This is a genomic window from Romboutsia sp. 1001713B170131_170501_G6 (assembly GCF_015668195.1).
Taxonomy (GTDB): Bacteria; Bacillota; Clostridia; order Peptostreptococcales; family Peptostreptococcaceae; genus Romboutsia_C.
Genome location: NZ_JADPFC010000001.1, coordinates 1,103,609 through 1,125,641 on the forward strand (window position 1 = coordinate 1,103,609; position 22,033 = coordinate 1,125,641).

Sequence of the window (22,033 nt, forward strand, 5' to 3'; positions counted from 1 at the left end):
CTTAAGGAGATTTGTTTTAAATTACATTAGCTATATTTTTTAATACTTATTTTCAATAAATTTTTTATTTAACGTATCTTTAATATAATCAATTCCTATGCTATTAATCATTTGAGAAAAACTTTCATATTTATCATAAATATTTTTATAAAAATCTAATAATTTATCTATAAACTCAAGTAACTCATTTTGTGTATTTACTTCAATTATTAATTTATTCTTTATATATATCTTATAATTTGGTTTATCTCTTTCTACTATTTTAAAATGACATCTTTTAATACATTCTCCACATCCTATACATTTTTCTTTATCTATATGAACTTCCCTACAAATTCTTTGCATTGCTCTGCTTTTGCAATTTCTTATAGACGGACATGTTTTGCAGTAAAAACACATACCGTTATGCATACTTACATTTTTCTTTATTAATATGGATAAGTCATACTCATTAATATCAAAATTATCACTACAAGATTCACTTACACTTATATTTATCCTATGGTTTCGCTTTATTTTCTTAGTATTTTTGTCAATCTCTTTATATATCCTATTAACTAAATCAATATCTTCACTCACAGAATATATATATATATTATTAATACAATACATAAAAGATTTTATATATTGGTTGTATGTTTTTAATGTATTATGTTCTTTTAAATATATAGCTTTATTATCTTTCATAAAATACTCCCTCAATCTAGATTATTTATGATTATTAACTTTAAACTCTTTCAGTATAAAGTATATTTTTCTTATTTTCTAATTATGTACTTATGTTTTAAAATAATATATTATTTTTATTAAAATTTGAATCAATTTAGAAGGTGTATAATAAAATAGTTTATATTTATTTTAAAAATTTTTTATATGAATATTTATCTATATATGTATTAATAATAATTATAAGAATATAATAAGTTGGATGTATTAATATCTGACTTTAAATTACGAGGTGCTTATTATGAGATTATCTTTTAAATCATCTAAAAAAAATAGTATATTAAACTTACTAAACTTCAATGATTTTACATATGATAATGATGTTTTATCATATGATGATGAATATTTTGAAGAATACGACTACTATACAAATAGTATTCATGACACAGATTATGGATTTGAAAAAGATGATATCTTATATTATTAATATAAAAAAGGACTAGAATCACCTAGCCCTTTTCTTATGCATTTTCAAAAGTATATATAGCATCTATTCTAGCTGTATATATAGATGAATTGCTACAACCTACATACTTTGCATACTTTTCTATTTTTTCCTTATCTATTTCAAGATTATAAGAATGTTCTTTTAATAGCTGTTTAACATAATTATCCATTAAATAATCTTTATAATCACTTATATCATACCCTAAGTAAGTTGTTAATCTTTCTATTTCTTTATTAAAATCTCCATCTTCTTTTATTAAAAACTTATACACATCTTCTCTATATGGATTTAAATGTATTATTTGTTTAACTATTTGAGCTTCATTTAGTCTAGTTATAAATCCATCTTTGTAATTATTAAATAGTGCATTAGATTTTTGCTTACTTTCTTCATCTATGAAAAGGCCTATTTTATCTACTTTATTTTCTACAAGTGCATCTACTACTGCCATATGTATGTTAAAGCAATCATTATATAAATTCTGAGATAATGATTCTAGTATTGATTTAGTTTCATTATTTTTAAAGTTGTTTCTCTTCCCTTTACTTTTAAATAAATTATTGCACATTCTTTCATAGTTTAAGTATTTTTCACAATAACTTTTTTTAAATACGTCTATGTCTATTGTTATTACATTAAAGCTAATTATAGTTTCTATAGCTTTTTTTAGCCCTTCTTCTATGTATTTATAACCATCATTTTTACAGTACTCTTGTAGATTATTTATATTTTGAATATGTTTAATCCCTTCATTGTAAAAACTTTCACTAACTTCTATAGCATATAGCTTAAATAATCGTCTCACTTTATTGTAATTATCCATTTTTTCATCAAACTCTACAACTGCTCCATTTATATCAAATGTAACCATTTAATTTCCTCCTATCAATATAAAACCTTCTATATTTCTAATATTTGATTTTAAAATTTATTTTCCTTTTAAATACGTAATTTGTCTAACGTTTTATTTTTTCTATTTAAATATATGGTGTTATTTTATATTAATAAGAGGTCTTTAGTAATATTTTGCTAGTACTATATACAAAATTCGATTTTTTATTAAAACAATTAATAATATTTTTTCAAAAACATAAAAAATGAATTATCTTATATCTTAGATAATTCAATCTTTTTACGAAGTATTATTTATATAATATTTATCATACCTGCTATAATAGGTAAAAATACTGCTATAAGTAAATTAGCTACCTTTATATTAGTAACTTTTAACATATTAAGCCCAAGACCTATTATAAGTAAACTACCTATAGCAGTCATAGAATTTATAACAGGTGTTGAAAGTATTCCCGACAAATTAGATGAAAGTATTGTTATAATCCCTTGATATAAAAATACAGATACTGCTGAAAATAAAACACCTATACCAAGAGTTGATGTAAATATAATAGCACTAACACCATCTAATATAGACTTAGCAAATAATGTTTCGTGATTACCACTTAATCCACTTTGAAGGCTGCCAACTATAGCCATAGCTCCAACACAAAATAATAAACTAGCAGATACAAATCCTTCAGATATAGATACAGCTTCTTTTTCTTTACCTTTATTAAACTTTACTTCTAAATAATCTCCTAATTTATTTAGCCATTTGTCTATGTCTATAATTTCCCCTAATAAAGCCCCTAAAGCTATACAAACTATAGTTAAAAGTGTATTTTCTCCTTTAAAGGAACCCTCTATGCCTATGTATATAACACAAAGTGCTAAACCATTCATTACAGTATTATTTATTTTTTCACTTAGTCTTCCCTTGACAATAATTCCTATTATACAACCTAAAACAATAGATATACTATTTACAATAGTTCCTATCATAATATCCCCCCGATATTTTAATCTTTAAACTTCTACAGGTATTAAATTATATCCCATACTATGCACAAACTTTTCAAGACCTTCTAATGATAAATTAACCATCTTTGTATTTATATTAGGATGAAAGTTTAGATTTTGTCCATCTAGTACATCTTTATCTATACATAAGGTTACTTTTTTCTCCTCATCATTTATTATAGAAAATGGATTAACACTACCTGGTGTAAGTTTTAATGTGTCATATAGTCTTTCTGGTGATGCAAAAGATAATCTAGTACTTCCTAATTGTTCTTTTAATATTTTTAAGTCTGCTTTTTTATCATCTCTAACTACTACTAGATAATATCTATCTCCTTTAGAATTTTTTAAAAATAAATTTTTACAATGATTTCCCTTAGCCACATCTTTTATAATTTCTAACTGCTCTGCTGTATATATTGGTTCATGTTCAAATACTTCATACTCAATATTTAAATCATCTAATATTTTGTATACCTTATTTTCTATGTTCATATATTTCTCCTTATATCTTTTGTGATTATATATTATTTATATTTAATTATACTAAATATTAGTAATTTCTTGTAAGTACTTTAATGGATTTCTAGAAAAATCTTGAAAAGATCCTTCTGTATATATCACATCTTCCCCTAAGAATCTTTTATATCTTTTTGCTTCCTTTCTCATAGAGTAATCTTTTTTTCCTTCATGGTTATTAAATACCATAATCTTTAAAGGAGGTTTTTTTCTACTTCCTTGAACTCTTTTTAACATATACTTTATATGTATATCAGAGTCAGGAAAAGAATATCCACAAAATACAAGTATATCCGCGTTTCTTAAATTCTTTTCTACTTCTCTCCAAACATTAGATATATAAACATTTGACATATCTTTAAAATATGTAGGCGGTATTATTATAGGTATAGTAGTTTCACCACACTCTAAACATTTAGCATCTTCTATATTATATAATAATCTCATAACCCCTCCTTCATAAGGAGTTAATGTTAAACTGTTACATATAGGACAATATAGCCAATTTAGCGATCCATGTATTTTATATAGTTTTATAGTTTTTCCAAATGGTTTTCTCCATCCATCTTTTACATAAAAATTAGTAAAGTCAACTCCATAATCTAGCATTATATGATTTTTTTCTTCACTGTATAAAGATGCTATGGTGTTGTCTACATGTATATCATAGTTTGCACTTATAAATGTTGTCTTTTCTATTAAGTTAGCTTTAGATAAATTATCTACTAATAGCTTATGATATTTGTTGTTTCTATTTTCACTTTCATGTATTGCCTTTGCCATTAATAAAATCAAGTATTGTCTTAAAAATCTTATACTATCACTTTTATTACTTAAATTTTCCATACCAAAGTTTTTAAAAGCTTCTCCTCTTTTTTCTGCTAAATCAAGAAGTCCTAGCACTTCTTCAAAGGTTGGAAAGTTTACTTTATCCATATCATCTTTTGTTATATCTATATCAAACATTTGTTTAAAGAATTTGTATAGTTCTTTATTCATGTCACTTTCAAAATCATTATCTTTTAAACTTTTAAAGTAATCTACAAAAAGGTCACTTTGTATTGGCAAATTTTCAGCAGCAGATGCTCCTGCTCCAAGAAATATACTTATATTCATTTTGTCCTCCTTTACTAATTTAAAGTCTTTATTTATTATATTAATTTTTTTAAAATTTATAATTCATCATAAATCTTCTTATTATATAATAGGCTATGTCTATTAAAGTATGTAAAAAACCACCATTAAGGTGGTTATAATTTTACTATTTATAATTTAACATTTGATTTTAATTTTAAAACTGCTTCTCTTATTCTTTTTTCTCTAGTTTCTTGTTTTTTAGCACTTGTTATCCATTGATAGTATTTTTTCTTTGAAGAGTAAGATAAACTTTTATAAAATTTCATAGCATCTTCATTTTCACTAATAGCATTTTTAAAATCATCTGGTAATTCAATTACTCTTTCTTCTTCATCTTTTTCAATTTCAACAAACACTTTATCTAAGGCTTCTTTGCCTATTTCTTTTCTTATCGCTTTAGTTATCCCTATTATATAACATCCTAGACCCATATTTACTATAGACCCTCTATATTTTACTCCATCAAATTTAGCTTTTACTTTTACCCTTTTTGCCTTAAATTCTGCTTCAACATCAAATGGTATTTCAATGAATGTGGCGTCTTTGTCTGGCATTTTCTGTATAACTGCTTCAAACTTATAGCTCATATTACACCCTCCAAACAAAACTATCTTAGTATATATCTTCTCTAACTAGATAATCATTACCATCTTGGTCTTTAAATGAGAACATCTTTCCATAAGGCATTATCATTAGTTCTCCTACTTCGACTTCATTTAATTTCATTTTATTATAAGTATTTTCTATATCACTAGTACTTAAAATTATACTAGGATGATTAACATTTGCTTTTGGATTTTGAGATAGCATTAAATTTTTATCATATATAACAAATGTAGTAAATTCTTCTTCACTTGGTCCAACTTCTAGCCATTTCATAGAAGGACCCATTTGTTTCTCTAATTTAACTATAAAGTTCATTTTGTTGATCCAAAACTCTTTAGCCTCTTCTTGATCATTAGCATATATAGTTATTTTTCCTATTTTGTCTATCATAAACTTGCCTCCTAAATTATTGTAAAAACAATATGTTTAACCTTTTGTTTCAAATTATATAAATTAATTAATGTAATACTATAAAATATACTCTTTTAAAGGTTATATACCCCAAAAAACAAAATGTATATCTTATTATTATTAAAAATTATGCTAACTTTTTATCATTAACTTACATATTTTATATCATAAGTAAATAAATATAGGCTATGGAGATATATCCATAGCCTAAGTTTTTTATCTTATTTATTTTTTATTTATATTTAAGAACTAATTATTTTATATTTAGTTAACTAAAATTAAAATTTATCCTTCATTAAATAAATTATAACATTTTATTACTTATACTTATTTACCAGCTACTGATAACTCTTTAACTATAACAGAAGGAGAGCCAACATTACTCATAGGGAATTTTAAATCACTTCCAACTACTTCTATATCTTTTAATAAGTCAAAATAATTTCCTGCAACAGTTATTTGTTCTATAGGATGAGTCTTAACTCCATCTTTTATATAAAATCCTTTAGCAGCTAATGAAAAATCTCCACTTATTGAGTTAGCTCCAGAGTGAAGTCCTGCTAAATCAGTTATCATTATTCCTTCACCAACTATCTTCATAAGTTCGTCTAAATCCTTATCCCCAGCTTCAATATATAAGTTACTACACTCAACACCTACACTAGATGCAAATGATGCTTTAAATCCATTACCAGTACTCTTAGTATTTGCTTTATTGGCAGTTTTTAAGTTATGAAGTAATGTATTTAATCTACCACTTGATACTAGTTCTTTTTTGTAAGTTGCTACACCTTCATCATCAAAAGGAGTTGATGCTAATCCGTTATCTAAAAGTGGATTATCAACTATAGTTAAAACTTCACTTCCTATAATCTCACCTTCTTTATCCTTAAGAAGAGATAATCCCCTTTGTGCAGCATCTGCACTAAATGTATTTGAGAAAGTTTCAAGAAGTGATGCCATAGCATCTTTATATAATATAGTTTTATATTTTTTAGATTCTATACTACTTCCATTTAATTTACTTATAGCTTCATTAACACCATCTTTAGCTATTTGTTTTGGATTTAATTTTTCTATTGAATCAACTATATCATACCCTATACCATCTTGTTTTTGACCTTTGTCATTGACAACAGGAACAACGTAAGCCATTAGTATATTACTTTTATTATTAAGTTCTAATCCATTAGTGTTATATATACTATGACTAGACGAACTATATGATATTTTACAACCATTTATATTAACAACCTTATCGTAAGACTTAGCTTCTTTTTCTATGTTAAGCACCAAATCTATCATTTTAGCTGGATCTATGTTTTCTAAATCTTCACTGTAAGTTTTAACATCACTATAATTCTTGTCACCTTTATATATAAATTGAATATCATCACTTTCTACATTTAAAGCACTTTCCTTAGCATTTTTTATAAGCATATTTAAAGCATCAAAGTCTAATATTTCAGTAAAAGAATATCCCATTTTGCCATTTATTAATCCTCTAAAAGAAAGTCCCTTAGATTTTTCTAAGTTGTACTTTTCAACTTCGCCTTCATAAACACTTATACTTAAGCTTTCTCCTTGTGTGTAATATATTTCGCACTCACTAAATCCAGCTTCTAATCCTTTTTTAAGTAACATTTTTCTAAAAGCATTAAATTCCATAATTATTCCTCCTCTCTTCCACCAACTGTTATTTCTCTTACTCTTATCATTGGCTGACCTACGTTAGTTGGTATACTTCCAGAAGACGAACCACACATACCTTGTGCTTGTTTTAGATTGTTTCCAACCATATCTATATTCATTAAAACTTCGCTACCTTTTCCTATTAAGCTAGCACCTCTTACAGGTTCTACTATTTCACCATTTTTAACTAAATATCCTTCAGATACTGAGAAGTTAAATTCACCAGTTACAGGGTTTACTGAACCTCCCCCCATTTTTTTTGCATATAGTCCATTGTCTATAGATTTTATTATTTCTTTAGGATCATCAGTACCATTTGCTATATAAGTATTAGTCATTCTTGAAGTAGGTGCAAATTTATAACTTTGACGTCTGCTACTTCCAGTAGCTTTCATATTCATTCTTCTACCGTTTAATTTATCTATCATATATGATTTTAGTATTCCATTTTCTATTAACACATTCTTTTTAGTAGGATTTCCTTCATCATCAATATTTGCTGAACCCCAATGATTAGTTAGTGTTCCATCATCTATTGCAGTTACCTTAGTTGATGCTATTTGCTCACCTAACTTATTTGAAAATACAGAGTTTCCTTTAGCAACAGAAGTAGCCTCTAGTGAGTGTCCACAAGCCTCATGGAATATTACTCCACCAAATCCATTGTCTATTGCTACCGTCATTTTACCTGCTGGGCAATTTTTAGCATTTAGCATTGTTACTGCTACACGAGATGCTTCTTTTGCGTAGTATTCTGGGTCTATTTTTTCAAATAACTCAAATCCATAACTTCCACCTGGACCTTCAAAACCTGTTTGATTCTCAGTTTCATTAGATGCCACAGAGTTTATAGATAGTCTAGTTCTTATTCTTCTATCTTCTACATATAGTCCTTCTGTATTTGCTATTAATACTTGTTGGTCTTTATCTAAATATCCAACACTTACTTGAGATATTAAGCTATTATATGATTTAGCGCTTTTATAAGCTCTTTTCATAACATCTATTTTTTTATTGTATCCTACAGAGTCTGGATGTATTTTTATAGGGTTTATATCAGTTATAACTTTAGTGTTATTTAAAGTTATGCTTATATTTTCTTTTAAACTACCTAATGCTAAAGCTGCTTTATAAGCTGTATCTAAAAGTGAATTTAGGCTATTGTCATTAGTATAGGCATATACACTTTTTAATCCTTTAAATATTCTAATTCCTATACCGTAACTTCTTCCACCTAATGCATTTTCTATTTTTTCATCTATTAAACCTATTGAGTTGGTTATAGTGTCTTCTTCAAATATTTCAGCAAAATCAGCACCTGTTATTAGGCACTTTTCTAGTACCTTGGTTGCTATTTCTTTAGATAACATAATTTTCCTCCTATTTCTTTATTTAATTATATTATATATATAAAAACACCCGTATACAATGTATACGAGTGTCCTATATTTACATGATTTATTTATATATTATTAACAATAACGATTTCTAATTTCTATATACTTATTTATTTCTTCTTCACTAGGTCCTTTTTCACCATGAAAGTCTAGTCCTTCTTTTCTAACTCCATATTTTCTATATGCATTAAACTTATACTTGCACTTGTCTTTAATAATCTTTGAAACTTCTCTTACAGTTTCTTCATTGTTTAGATTAGGAGCTATAACAGTTCTAACTTCGTAAAGTTTATCTATGCTCAAAAGATATTTTAAGTTTTTTAACACTATATTATTACTTACTCCTGTAACTTTAATATGCTCATCTTCATCAATACTTTTAATATCTAGCATAAATTTATCAGTTAAATCAACAAGTTCTTTATGATCTGTTAAGTCTATGCTTCCATTAGTATCTACAAAACAAGTAAGGTTTAATTCATCTTTAATCTTTTTAAATAGCTCTATTAAAAATTTTGAATTAAGGGTGCATTCACCGCCACTTACTGTTATTCCTTGAATAAATGGGCTTATTTCTTTAATTTCTTCAAAAAGTTTATCTACTGAGTAGTCTTTAGTCTTTGGGCTTGATAAGTAATTACATGTTCTGATACAATCATCACATCCTACACATTTTTTATCATCCCAAACTACTTTATCATTTACCTTACTTAGTGCATCTACTTTGCAAGTTAAAATACACTTCCCACAATGTATACACTTATTTATAGTTTCTGGATTATGACAATAAGTACATTTGAAACTACACCCTTGAAAAAATATAGCTGTTCTATTTCCTGGTCCATCTATACAAGAAAAAGGAATAATTTTGTTAACTAGTGCCATAATTAAGCCCTACGCTTTCTATCAAAAGCTTTAGAACCATGCTTTGCATTCATACCAAATACTGTTGCATTATTTTTAACTGCATTCCCACTTTCAAGTTGATTAACTTCTGATTTTTTAACTAAATATCCTGTAACACGAACTACATCACTACTATCTGAATAAGCTGATATATATCTTATTCCAGTTTTAAACGCTCCATCTATAACATTAACTATCGCTTCTGGGTTATCTTTATATGTATCTTCAAACACAAATATATCACCTATTCCATTGAAAAAGTACTTATGATATGGCGCTGATTGTATAATATGTTTAAATAGTTCAGGTTCTTCTCCTACTGGAATTCTACATCCTGGTGATATACCTGTATCTGTATCTATTCCAACTTGAGCGTGCATTAAGTGTTGACCATCAAAACAACCTGTATACTTTGATTTATGTGAAGTTACTATAGAGTTAATCTTTTCTATTATTCTTAATCCTAATTCATTAGCTTCTTTTGAATATCCAAATCTATCATCTTGATTAGTTGCATTTAATAAATGATTTACAGCTTCAGCAAGTCCAACTATACCAAACATTCCCGAGAATAAATCTTTTTTGATAAATCCTTCTAATACAAGGAAGTTTGATTTGAAAAATGCTGCTTCTTCTACTAAAAATCTTATTCTCTCATCTATATACTCAAGCATCTTTTGTGTAACAAAAGGTATTTTATTTTCTATAAAATCATCAACAGAACTTGATTCTTCTGCTAATCTACTAAGTACTAGCCTAACTAAGGTATATCCACCTCCACCTATTAAAAATCCATTATAACAACTTGCAAGTGCGTATTTTTCAGTGCCAAAATCTACAACATCCATCTTATGATTTGCAAAGCTTGGCTTAGCCGTAGATAATGCTGTTTGTGCACATATATTTATAAAGTCTTTTGATGTTAAGTCTTTATCGTATTTAACTGTTAAATTTGGCACTGCACATTGTAACTCTCTCATAGCTTTAAGTATAAGCCTACCAGCTTTAGTATCTATTGGACCTATGTTTGCATGAACAAATGAATCAGTAAGTGTTCTATCTATATGTTTTAAATATAATTTTATAGCCTTGTAAGCTTCTTCTTCATCTTTTACAAAAGGCTCTAAAAGTTCATCTATATTCCCTAAATATACTGGATATGATGTTATTGATGGAACATGCTTGTAAAATATTAATAAGTTATTAGTTGCTTCCCATATATCATTAGGTACATCAAGATCTAAAAACTTACACCCTTCTTTCATTAATTTTTCATAATCTGGTATAACATATCTTGGTCTATATGGAGCATTTCCTTCAAACATTGTGCATATTATATTTTTTTCTAGCAAAGGTTTAGTTTCTTCATCTACATTTAATACATTAAGAGTACTTTCTCCTTGACCTGCTAGCTGTAGTACTTGTTGATTATAAGTTAAAGTTTCATTTTTTATAATGTTTAGTGCTTGATTCATAGATTTCCCCCCTATAATTTATATTAATTATTTACTTTTAATTGAATCTAGTTTATTTAATAATTTATAAAACTGCTCTTTATTTATTGATATATATTTTCTATTTACACAAATTAATTTTTCTTCTTTTAATTCTTTTAAATTTCTATTTATTGTTCTTATAGAAAATCCTAATACTGAGCCTATTTCTTCTCTTGTTTTATAAATATATACAACATCTTTTTCTTCACTTTCAAATATATCTATTAAGTAATTTATTAATGAATATATTGCTGGATATGCCAAAACTTCTCCTTTGTTTAGAGATTGTTCATACATACTTTTTGATACAAAGTGTAATACTTTTAATGTTAAATCTTGGTCTAAATTAATCCATTTTATAAAATTACTTGCAGAAATTTTGAGCATTATACAATCTGTTATGGTTTTAAGCGTTGATGAATAAGCTTGTTTATTTGCCATAATTTCCATAACACCTATATATGCTATAGAATCTACATCAGCAAAACTATATACAAATCCATTTTCAAATTCATTTCTAACTTGCATTTTTCCATTAAGACTTATATATATGTCTTTTATATTTTCGCCTTTTAGTGCTACTATTTTTTCCTTTTCAATTTTTATAATTTCACATTTGTTTTTTATGTTATTAGGTATTTTACTTATAAATTCTTTTATATGTTTATCTTCTATATAATTAGAGAATACGCTATCTTGCATATTTTAAATTTCTCCTAACAATTTAACTTTTATTTTATTTTATCATTCTTTTACAAAAGTAAAAGGACATATGTCCCTTTAGATTTTAAATAATGATTACAATAATACCTATATTAAAAGAAATACGATTAGAAATAGATTTATTAAACTTACTTTAGACAATGTATTTCACTTTAAGTTTAATGAAACTATTTTATAATTGGAAAATAATTAAATATTGTATATAATATAATCAAAGTTCGCAATTGTTATATAATATGAAATAAAGATATTTTAGATATCATATAGATAAATATGAACTTGTTATAATATTTCATAAATAAAAATTCTAGGGGGACTTCGTATGAATACAGCAACATTTCTAGAAATATTAACAGTAGCAGAAAAACTAAAATGCAATACGAGACATTCATGGACATCGAGCGGACGCCATGAAAGTGTAGCAGAACATAGCTGGCGTATTGCATTAATGGCATTATTAATGCGTGATGAATTTCCAGAAATTGATATGGATAAGGTAATTCGTATGTGTTTGATTCATGATTTAGGGGAAGCCTTTACTGGTGATATTCCTGCTTTTGACAAGAAAGAAGAAGATAGTGAAAAAGAGGATGAGATATTTTTTAAGTGGATTGCAACTTTCCCTACTCCTTATCGTGAGGAATTCACAGATCTTTTAAAAGAAATGAATGAACGTAAAACTGATGAAGCAAAGCTTTACAAAGCATTAGATAATTTAGAAGCAGTCATTCAGCACAACGAGGCGGATATTAGTACTTGGATTCCGCTAGAATATGACTTACAGTTTACTTATGGTGCAGATAAGGTTAATTTCTCTCCTTATTTAAAAGAGCTTAAGAAAGAAATAGACAAAAAAACTACAGAAAAAATAGCTCAAAAGAATGAAGCTTAGTTATTTAAAATAAAGGCTATGTTAGCTAACTTTGTTATAAATAGCAATTTAAAATAACTCTATCTTAGTCATTGAAATATTAAATATACTAAGATAGAGTTATTTTCTAATTTATTAATATTATTTTTTAATATCTTCTGTTGTAAGTATTGCTTTTTTATCTATACCTGAATATTGATAACCTGTAACTTTAATTCCAACAAACCCAACTAATACTGCTAATGCTATTCCTATGATTATTTTTTTACCTTTTGATTTCATTTTTTATCCCCCATGATATATATTTCCTTGAATTATTTTTCAGTTATAAAATAGTTATATAAAGTATACAACTATACTATACACTTAACTTGTCCTTTAAATTATTTATCATTGACATAGTCTCATGATTTCCGCCTTTATCTGGATGATGTTTATGGCTTAATAATTTAATGGCTTCTTTTAGTAGTTTCTTTTCTTCTGTATTTATATCTAATTTTTGTCATTACAAAAAATAAATTTAAATTATCTATATTTAGTTATTTGATTAAATTTTATTATAATTTACTATAGCCTACCAAAGTCTCTAAATTTTTTAGGTGTCATTTCTGTAAACCTTTTAAATATTTTAGTAAAGTAGCTTTGATCGTTAAAATGTAGTAATACAGATATTTCTAAAATCGAATAGCCATCTGATAAAAGTAACCTTTTTGCCTCTTCAATTTTTTCTTTTAAAATATATTCACTTATAGTAATACCCATCTCTTTTTTAAAAAGCCTAGATATATAGCTAGGATTAAAATTAATATGTTCACAAATATCCTCTAAAGATAGATTACTATATAAATTTTGATATATAAAAGAAATGCAAGCTAGTATTGGACTTGAAAAATTACTATTTTTTAAAATACGAACTCTATCTGCAAAATCACAAGCCATAGTTATTCTCAAATTATTCAAATCATTAAGTGCATTAAGCTCCTCAATATGTTGAATATAAGAATCACTAAGTGTATATGCAACTTCAGGATTCATTCCACCAGAAATTGCAGCACGAGTTACTAAGGTAGCGGTAGTAATTAATAAGTTTTTAACTGATCTTATTGAGTTATTCTTAGCTAAAATACCATAATTCCCATTTACAGGATCACCCAAAACTTTAATTAGTTTATCTTTGTTCCCAGTTCTTATACAGTCCATAATTGCCTCTTCATACACAAATGAATGATGAAAAACATCATTTTGCCTAGCTAAAGTGGCTATATTTTCAAAGTTACTAGAAATATTACTGACTATATCATTGTTATAAGAATTTATTTGTATAACATCATCAAAATTTAACTTTTTATTGTAAATTAGATAATAAGATAAAATACTTGTATTTATAAATGTATTAAAGTCTATAATTTGTAAAGAATTATAATAATTTAATAAAATATTCTTTTCTTCAAGGGTTATATTATGTTTAAAAATATTATCTATATTATCAAATTCAATTGGCTCATAAAGGCAAGGTCCAATAATAAAAGTACCAATAAATTCATTATCAATACAAAGTCCAATAGATATTAAATTTTCCATATACTCTGTAGATTTAATTACAGGAACAGGTGTAAATGTATTTAAGTTAAAAACTTCTGAAATAGATTTTTTTAATCTATCATCAATTATACATAGATTATTCTTACTCTTTGTAGAGTACTTCAATGAACCATTTTTACTAAAAAAATATAAAGGTATTTTTAAAGTGTCAAATATAATATTACAAATAAAATTTATATCATTATACATTTCTGTTTTTGAAATCATATAAAATCTCCTTTAGTCAAAATAGTAATAAAAAAGTAAAAATAACACAAAAAATATACTATTATTATTGATAATATATTATATATAACTAAACAATCAAGTCATACTTGATAGATATTTAAAATAATCATCAATAAGGTAAATCAAAATAAAAAGGGGAATTATAACTATGAAAAAATGGAAGGAAATAAAAAAACATGGATATAATATTATCTTAAATGAAGGTGGTCAAAATATAGCTTATTCACCAAACTCAGGAGTTAAAATAATTGAAGAAGATGGATATGCTTTTAAAAACCTAAGTAAAAGTGGAAAATTAGAAAAATATGAAGACTGGAGATTGCCAGTAGAAGAAAGAGCTAAAGATTTAGCATCAAAAATGAGTATAGAGCAAATAGCAGGGCTAATGCTTTATAGTGCACATCAATCTATTTCAACTAAAGATGACTTTTTCTCTAAGGCATTTGCAGGTACATATAATGGTAAAAAACTAGAGGAATGTGATGCTAAAATAACTGATTTAACTGATCAACAAAAGAATTTCTTATTAAATGACAACTTAAGACATGTATTAATAACAGTAGTAGACGATGCTAAGACTTCTGCTGTGTGGAATAACAATGTACAAGCTTTTGTAGAAAAAATAGGATTAGGAATACCAGTAAATACAAGTAGCGATCCAAGACATGGTGCAAGTGCAGATACAGAATTTAATGCAGGTGCAGGTGGTGATATTTCAAAATGGCCAGAGCCACTAGGTCTTGCCGCTACTTTTGATAGTGAATTAGTTAGAAATTTTGGACATATAGCAGCTAAAGAATATAGAGCTTTAGGAATAGCTACAGCTTTATCTCCACAGGTAGATATAGCAACAGAACCAAGATGGATGAGATTTAATGGTACTCTTGGAGAAGACCCAATTTTATCAAGAGATTTAAGTGAGGCATATTGTGATGGCTTCCAAACTTCATATGGTGAAAATGAGATAAATGATGGTTGGGGATATGATAGTGTAAATGCAATGGTTAAACATTGGCCAGGTGGAGGTAGTGGAGAAAGTGGTAGAGATGCTCACTATGCTTATGGTAAGTTTGCTGTATATCCAGGAAATAACTTTGATGAACATCTAATACCTTTTACAGAAGGTGCATTTAAATTAAAAGGAAAAACTAAAAAAGCTTCTGCTGTAATGCCATACTACACTATATCTTATAACCAAGATAAGAAAAATGGTGAAAATGTAGGTAACTCATATAATAAATATATAATAAATGATTTATTAAGAGATGAATATAAATACGATGGAGTTGTATGTACAGACTGGCTAATTACTAAAGATAATCACGTAGTTGATGCCTTCATATCAGGAAAGTGTTGGGGTGTTGAAACTCTTTCAGAAGATGAAAGACATTACAAAGCACTTATGGCTGGTGTTGACCAATTTGGAGGAAATAATGAAGTTCAACCAGTACTTAATGCATATGAAATAGGTGTTAAGGAACATGGAGAAAAATTTATGCGTGCTAGATTTGAAAAATCAGCAGTTAGGTTACTACTTAATATTTTCAGAACAGGATTATTTGAAAATCCATATGTAGATGTAGATAAGTCTCAAGAATTAGTAGGTAATCCTGAGTTTATGCAAGCTGGATATGATGCACAATTAAAATCATTAATTATGTTAAAAAATAAAAATAACGTACTTCCAATAAATAAAAGAAAAAAAGTATATATTCCAAAAAGAAGAATAAAAGAAAGTAAGGACTGGTTTGGTAATGTAATACCTGCTAGAGAAATTAATCCTGTTAGTAAAGTTATAGTAGAAAAATACTTTGATGTTGTAGATGATGCAAAAGATGCTGATTTTTCAATAGTATTTATAGAATCTCCTAAAACTGTTGGATATACAAAAGAAGAAGGATACTTACCAATAAGTTTACAATATAGACCATACACTGCAGTAAATGCAAGAGAAACAAGTATTGCAGGAGGTGACCCATTAGAATCATCAACTAATAGATCTTACTTAGGAAAGACCAACTTTGCTAGTAATGAATCAGATTTAGATATAATACTAGAAACAAGAAAAGCTATTGGTAAAAAACCTGTAATAGTATCTTTAAATATGACAAATCCAACTATAGTAGGAGAATTTGAGCAATATGTAGATGGAATAATCACAGACTTTGGAGCACAAACACAAGCTATAATGGATATAATTAGTGGAAATGTAAATCCAAGTGGATTATTACCATTTAATATGCCTGCTAATATGGAAACTGTAGAGGCTCAATATGAAGATGTTCCTCATGATATGAAGTGTTATGAAGATGAATTAGGAAATGTATATAAATTTGCATATGGCCTTGATTTTAATGGAGTTATAAATGACAGCAGAGTAGCAAAATATAAAATAAATAAGTAATTTAATATTTATAAATAAAAAACCTCGACAAGACATTTATGTATTGTCGAGGTTTTTATGATGGGTCTAAATCATTTTCATAAGTTTTGGTATAAATAAACTTATTTCTGGTATAAATGTTACTAACATAAGTACAACCAATATACCTACATAGAATGGTAATAAATATTTTATTACATCTTCTAGTCTTGTTTTACCTACTTTACATCCAATAAACAGTGTATTTCCAACTGGCGGTGTTATATTACCTATACATAAGTTAAATATAAGCATTATACCAAATTGGACAGAGTCCATTCCAAAGTTTTTAGCTATTGGTAAAAATATTGGTGTAAATATTAATATTGCTGGAGTTAAGTCCATAAATGTACCAACTATTAATAATATTAAGTTCATTATTAGTAATATTACAACTGGATTTGAAGATATTCCTAATAATAATTCTGTTATTGCACTTGGAATATTTGTAAATGCCATAACCCAAGACATTATTGATGATACCCCTATTAAGAATATTATTATCCCTGTCATTTCAACTGTTTCTAGTAATATTCTAGGCATATCTTTTACTTTTATAGATTTGTAGAAAAAGAATGATAATATGAAAGAATATACAACTGCAACAGCTGCTCCTTCTGTAGCTGTGAATATCCCACCTACTATCCCACCTATTATTACAAATATTAAGGCTAAACTAGGAAGTGCATCTATAAATATTTTCATAGCTTCACCAAAGCTTATCTTATATTTAGTTGAATACTTATACTTTTTCGCAAGTATAAATGCTACTACCATTACTGATAATCCCCATAATATTCCTGGTATATATCCAGCCATAAATAATGCTGCTACTGATGTTCCTCCACTTACTAATGAATATATTATAAGTGAGTTACTCGGAGGAATTAAAAGCCCAGTTGGTGCAGATGCTATATTAACTGCCGCACTATAGTTTTTATTATAACCTTCTTTTTCTTGAAGTGGAGACATTGTTCCACCAATTGCAGCAGCTGCTGCAACCGAAGAACCACTTACTGCTCCAAATAGCATGTTCCCTACTACATTTGTATGTGCTAAAGATCCTGGTAATTTACCACTTAATACTTTTGCAAAGTTTACTAATTTTAATGCGATACCACCGTTGTTCATTATTATCCCTGCTAATACGAAAAATGGTATTGCTAATAATGAAAAACTACTTATTCCCGTAAATATTCTTTGTGCCCCAGTTAGTACTGCTACATCCCATGATAATGTAGTTAATATTCCAAATATAGATGCTACACCTATAGTTACAGATATTGGTATTCCTAATAAAAGCAGTATAGGAAACGCAATAGCTATAGCTGAACCTGCTTGAAATGCTAATTCCATAATCTTATCTCCCTTGGATTAATTATATTTTTTATTTCTATGCAACGTTTTTATTCTTTCTGTTTGATTGAGTTACCCCTTTATTTGATTGAGCCATCTCTTCCTTTAAAGCAATTAAGTTTAATATATTGTAAATAATCGTTATTACTCCTGATAATGGTAATGCTAGATATATATATCCCATAGATATTCCTAATGATGGTGATATTTGCCCCATAGCTAACATACTTATTTGAACTCCACCTAATACTAAAACTAATGCTGAGAATATCATTACTACCAATTCTGTCATTACATTTAATATCATTTTTACTTTAGGACTTTTTGATTCAAGTTTTTGTCTAAAAAACACCATAGTCATATGATCTTTTTTACCAAATACATAAGCTGAACCTAATAAAGCCATCCATACAAATGAATATATTAGTAAATCTTCTGATACTGTACTTGGATTATTTAGAACATAACGAGTTATTATTTGCCAAGTACCTAAAACTACCATAAATGCTAGTAGTGTCATACATATGACTTCTATTACTTTGTTTAACATATTTCTTAACTTATTCATCTTCGTTCCCCCCTACTAGTATTTATTTACTTGTTGGTGCTTTTGCTTGTATTTTATCGTATATAACTTTTACTTCTTTGTCATTTTCAGTCATTTCTTTATGAAGTGGTAAAACTTTTTCTTTAAATGGTTCTATATCTGGGTAGTAGAATTTAACCCCCATCTTTTTTGATTGTTCTACTGCTTCACTTACTTTATCTTCCCAAGCATCAACTTGGAATTTGTTTATTTCATCAGCCGCATCTAATATTATATTTCTATGTTCTTCACTTAAATTATCTAATAACTTAGCATTCATTATTAATATGTCTGGAATCATACCATGTTGGTTATATGAATAATATTTTGCAACTTCTCCATGCTTATTATTAGTAAGCGCTAATTCATTATTTTCAGCTCCATCTATAACTTTTTGTTGAAGAGCAGTATAAACTTCTCCGAAACTCATTGGTGTAGCTGAACCACCTAACAATTCCATCATCCTTATGTTTGTTTGACTTTGTTGTACTCTTATTTTCTTCCCTTTTAAATCTTCTGGCTTCATTACAGGCTTATCTGTTGTATACATATTTCTTGAACCTGCATCAAACCATGTAAGACCAACGAATCCAGATTCCCTAGTTGATTCATATATATCTCCCATTATATCTTTGTCATTCATTACAGAATGATAATGTTCTTTACTATTAAATAAGTATGGAAGGTTAAATACGCTATATGATTTATTAAAACTTTCAAGCAAACTTATACTTCCAACAGCTATATCTATAGCTCCAGTTTGAGTAAGTTCTACCGACTCACGCTGTCCACCTAACAACTCATTTGGGTATACTTGTATATCTATCTCATTATTAGTTTTATCTTCTACAATTTTTTCAAACTCTTTTAGTGCTAAGTGTATTGGATGTTCCTCACCTTGGTTGTGAGCAACCCTCATAACCCTTGCTTCATTACCTTTACTTGAACTACATCCAACTACCGATAAACTAGCTATAGCTGCAAGTAAAATCACCTTAATCCTCTTATTCATATATAAATTCCCCCTAGGATTATTTTATAAAATATTTTTTAGCGTTGTTGTAACATATATCTTCTACTATATTGCCTAATATTTCTAAATCATATGGATATTCTCCATTTTCAACTAACTTTCCTAAATAATTGCAAAGAATTCTTCTAAAATACTCATGTCTTGTAAATGATAAGAAACTTCTTGAATCTGTAAGCATTCCTACAAATTTACTAACTAAACCTAATTGTGAAAGTGCTATAAGCTGTCTTTCCATTCCATCCTTTTGATCATTAAACCACCATCCAGATCCAAATTGGATTTTCCCTGCAACTTGTCCGCCTTGGAAGTTTCCAATCATAGTTCCTAATACTTCATTATCTTTTGGATTTAAACAATAAAGAATAGTTTTAGGTAACTTATCTTCTACATCTAAGCTATCTAATAACCTTGATAAAGAATAAGCGATTTCCCCATCGTCAATACTATCAAATCCTGCATCTGCTCCAACAGAATTAAACATTCTAGTATTATTATTTCTAAGTGCCCCTATATGAAGTTGCATTACCATATTTCTTTCACTATACATTTTCCCTAATTCTATTAATGTAAATGTTGTGTATTTTTGAGCATCTTCTATGCTTATTTCTTCTCCCGCTAAAACTTTAACAAATATGCTTGCAACTTCCTCTTTGTTAGTAGGTTTAAAATAAACTCTTTCTAAACTATGGTCTGTTATATTGCAACCATTGTCTACAAAGTAATTTAACCTTTTTTCTAATATTTCTATTAATTTATCATAATCTTTAATTTCTGTATCTTCTGTTTTCCCTAATAACTTTATGTAATCACAAAAATCTTTATTTTGTATTTTTAATGCTCTATCTGGTCTAAATGTAGGTCTTACATCACACTCAAAACTATCATCAGCATTAATTTCTTTATGATATTTTAAATCATCAACTGGATCATCTGTAGTTCCTATATAAACTACATTAGATATACTTATTAATTTCCTAGCAGTTAAATTCTTCTTTGCTATAGCATTATTGCATTTTTCCCAAATATCTTTTGCAGTCTTTGCACTTAAAGTCTCTTCAACATCAAAGTATCTTTTAAGTTCTAGATGTGACCAATGATATATAGGATTTCCGATTAAATAAGGCATCATATTTGCAAATTCATAGAATTTTTCAAAATCACTAGCATCACCAGTTATATATTTTTCATCTATTCCAAAACTTCTCATGGCTCTCCACTTATAATGATCATGGTATAACCACATTTGAGTTATATTTTCATATGTCTTATCTTCTGCTATTTCAACTGCTGGCAAGTGACAGTGGTAATCAAATATCGGCATTTTTGAAGCATTATTATAATATAAGATTTTAGCTATCTCATTTGATAATATAAAATCTTGATCCATAAACTTTTCCATAACGTTCTCCTAAATTAATATTTTTAATATCGTTTTCTTACTACATTAAATATTAACATGCATCTTAATATTATCCAAGATATCTCATTATTTTACTTTTTATGCTATTTTTTATAAAGAGTGTTTCGAAATAAAATTTATTTCAAAACACTGCTTTTATTTTCATTATTTATTTTTATTTATAGCTTCTATTAACCCGTTTATATAAACTGCTCCTAGTGCTCTATCATATAGCCCATATCCTGGTCTTCCTGTTTCTCCCCATATCATTCTACCGTGGTCTGGTCTATATGGTCCTTTAAAGTCATAATCACAATATGCTTTTACTATTTCATAAAAATCAAGTGATCCACACTCAGATAAGTGAGCTACTTCATTAAAGCTACTTTCTCCTGTTATTAAAACATTTCTTAAATGAGCAAAGTTTATTCTATTTTTTTCTTTCCCAAAGTATTCAACCATTTTTACTACATCATTAGTACTTGTACATCCAAGTGATCCTGTACATAAAGTTATACCATTGTATTCACTGTCATAAAGATTTATAAATCTTTCTAAGTTTTCAAAGTTAGTTATTATTCTTGGAAGTCCAAATATACCCCATGGTGGATCATCTGG

At 27.4% G+C, this 22,033-nt stretch carries 22 protein-coding genes; 3 read left to right on the forward strand and 19 right to left on the reverse strand.

Annotation, left to right across the window (positions count from 1 at the left end; all coding sequences use genetic code 11):
- Positions 1 to 39: 39 nt before the first annotated feature.
- Positions 40 to 687 carry a 4Fe-4S binding protein gene (locus tag I4U89_RS05545; protein ID WP_195939111.1) on the reverse strand — a complete coding sequence of 216 codons (648 nt, stop codon included), beginning with the start codon at positions 685 to 687 and terminating at the stop codon, positions 40 to 42.
- Between the two features lie 280 nt (positions 688 to 967).
- On the opposite strand from I4U89_RS05545, the gene I4U89_RS05550 reads away from it, so the two are divergent.
- A complete protein-coding gene (locus I4U89_RS05550; protein WP_195939113.1) occupies positions 968 to 1,153 on the forward strand; it encodes a hypothetical protein in 186 nt (61 codons plus the stop codon).
- A 34-nt stretch (positions 1,154 to 1,187) separates the two neighbouring features.
- Here I4U89_RS05550 and I4U89_RS05555 read toward each other — a convergent pair whose 3' ends face one another.
- From I4U89_RS05555 to I4U89_RS05605, 11 genes are all read right to left on the reverse strand, one after another.
- Positions 1,188 to 2,045: a kinase gene (locus tag I4U89_RS05555; RefSeq protein ID WP_195939115.1), complete on the reverse strand. Its 858-nt coding sequence runs from the start codon at positions 2,043 to 2,045 to the stop codon at positions 1,188 to 1,190.
- 275 nt (positions 2,046 to 2,320) lie between these two features.
- A complete protein-coding gene (locus I4U89_RS05560) occupies positions 2,321 to 3,013 on the reverse strand; it encodes a DUF554 domain-containing protein (protein ID WP_195939117.1) in 693 nt (230 codons plus the stop codon).
- A 24-nt stretch (positions 3,014 to 3,037) separates the two neighbouring features.
- The gene (locus I4U89_RS05565) at positions 3,038 to 3,526 is read right to left on the reverse strand and encodes a prolyl-tRNA synthetase associated domain-containing protein (protein ID WP_195939119.1); all 489 of its coding nucleotides are present in this window, start codon (positions 3,524 to 3,526) and stop codon (positions 3,038 to 3,040) included.
- 51 nt (positions 3,527 to 3,577) lie between these two features.
- On the reverse strand, positions 3,578 to 4,666 hold the full coding sequence (locus tag I4U89_RS05570) for an SIR2 family protein (RefSeq protein WP_195939121.1): 1,089 nt from the start codon (positions 4,664 to 4,666) through the stop codon (positions 3,578 to 3,580).
- A gap of 149 nt (positions 4,667 to 4,815) precedes the next feature.
- A complete protein-coding gene (locus I4U89_RS05575; RefSeq protein WP_195939123.1) occupies positions 4,816 to 5,274 on the reverse strand; it encodes a DUF1905 domain-containing protein in 459 nt (152 codons plus the stop codon).
- Between the two features lie 25 nt (positions 5,275 to 5,299).
- The gene (locus I4U89_RS05580; RefSeq protein ID WP_195939125.1) at positions 5,300 to 5,683 is read right to left on the reverse strand and encodes a VOC family protein; all 384 of its coding nucleotides are present in this window, start codon (positions 5,681 to 5,683) and stop codon (positions 5,300 to 5,302) included.
- A 348-nt stretch (positions 5,684 to 6,031) separates the two neighbouring features.
- Positions 6,032 to 7,372, reverse strand: coding sequence for a TldD/PmbA family protein (locus I4U89_RS05585; RefSeq protein WP_195939127.1), 1,341 nt, complete (start codon positions 7,370 to 7,372; stop codon positions 6,032 to 6,034).
- Between the two features lie 2 nt (positions 7,373 to 7,374).
- A complete protein-coding gene (locus I4U89_RS05590) occupies positions 7,375 to 8,766 on the reverse strand; it encodes a TldD/PmbA family protein (RefSeq protein ID WP_195939129.1) in 1,392 nt (463 codons plus the stop codon).
- Positions 8,767 to 8,868: 102 nt separating this feature from the next.
- Positions 8,869 to 9,678: a YjjW family glycine radical enzyme activase gene (locus tag I4U89_RS05595; RefSeq protein WP_195939131.1), complete on the reverse strand. Its 810-nt coding sequence runs from the start codon at positions 9,676 to 9,678 to the stop codon at positions 8,869 to 8,871.
- A 2-nt stretch (positions 9,679 to 9,680) separates the two neighbouring features.
- A complete protein-coding gene (locus I4U89_RS05600) occupies positions 9,681 to 11,174 on the reverse strand; it encodes a YjjI family glycine radical enzyme (protein WP_195939133.1) in 1,494 nt (497 codons plus the stop codon).
- A gap of 27 nt (positions 11,175 to 11,201) precedes the next feature.
- The gene (locus I4U89_RS05605; RefSeq protein WP_195939135.1) at positions 11,202 to 11,897 is read right to left on the reverse strand and encodes a Crp/Fnr family transcriptional regulator; all 696 of its coding nucleotides are present in this window, start codon (positions 11,895 to 11,897) and stop codon (positions 11,202 to 11,204) included.
- A gap of 343 nt (positions 11,898 to 12,240) precedes the next feature.
- On the opposite strand from I4U89_RS05605, the gene I4U89_RS05610 reads away from it, so the two are divergent.
- Entirely contained in the window at positions 12,241 to 12,810 is a 570-nt protein-coding gene (locus I4U89_RS05610) for an HD domain-containing protein (RefSeq protein ID WP_195939137.1), read from the forward strand.
- Positions 12,811 to 12,930: 120 nt separating this feature from the next.
- Here the strand turns inward: I4U89_RS05610 and I4U89_RS05615 are convergent, their stop codons facing one another.
- Positions 12,931 to 13,071, reverse strand: a complete 141-nt coding sequence (locus I4U89_RS05615) for a hypothetical protein (protein WP_176698675.1) — start codon at positions 13,069 to 13,071, stop codon at positions 12,931 to 12,933.
- A 285-nt stretch (positions 13,072 to 13,356) separates the two neighbouring features.
- Complete coding sequence (locus I4U89_RS05620) at positions 13,357 to 14,598, reverse strand: AraC family transcriptional regulator (protein ID WP_195939139.1); 1,242 nt, start codon at positions 14,596 to 14,598, stop codon at positions 13,357 to 13,359.
- A 169-nt stretch (positions 14,599 to 14,767) separates the two neighbouring features.
- Between I4U89_RS05620 and I4U89_RS05625 the strand changes: the two genes are divergently transcribed.
- On the forward strand, positions 14,768 to 17,023 hold the full coding sequence (locus I4U89_RS05625; RefSeq protein ID WP_195939142.1) for a glycoside hydrolase family 3 protein: 2,256 nt from the start codon (positions 14,768 to 14,770) through the stop codon (positions 17,021 to 17,023).
- 66 nt (positions 17,024 to 17,089) lie between these two features.
- Here I4U89_RS05625 and I4U89_RS05630 read toward each other — a convergent pair whose 3' ends face one another.
- From I4U89_RS05630 to I4U89_RS05650, 5 genes are all read right to left on the reverse strand, one after another.
- Positions 17,090 to 18,397, reverse strand: coding sequence for a TRAP transporter large permease (locus I4U89_RS05630; RefSeq protein WP_195939144.1), 1,308 nt, complete (start codon positions 18,395 to 18,397; stop codon positions 17,090 to 17,092).
- A gap of 37 nt (positions 18,398 to 18,434) precedes the next feature.
- A complete protein-coding gene (locus I4U89_RS05635) occupies positions 18,435 to 18,965 on the reverse strand; it encodes a TRAP transporter small permease (RefSeq protein ID WP_195939145.1) in 531 nt (176 codons plus the stop codon).
- Positions 18,966 to 18,987: 22 nt separating this feature from the next.
- Positions 18,988 to 19,995: a TRAP transporter substrate-binding protein gene (locus tag I4U89_RS05640; RefSeq protein WP_195939147.1), complete on the reverse strand. Its 1,008-nt coding sequence runs from the start codon at positions 19,993 to 19,995 to the stop codon at positions 18,988 to 18,990.
- A gap of 19 nt (positions 19,996 to 20,014) precedes the next feature.
- Positions 20,015 to 21,415, reverse strand: a complete 1,401-nt coding sequence (gene uxaC, locus I4U89_RS05645) for a glucuronate isomerase (protein WP_195939149.1) — start codon at positions 21,413 to 21,415, stop codon at positions 20,015 to 20,017.
- A gap of 165 nt (positions 21,416 to 21,580) precedes the next feature.
- On the reverse strand, positions 21,581 to 22,033 hold a 453-nt coding region (locus I4U89_RS05650), incomplete at its 5' end, for a mannonate dehydratase (protein ID WP_195939151.1).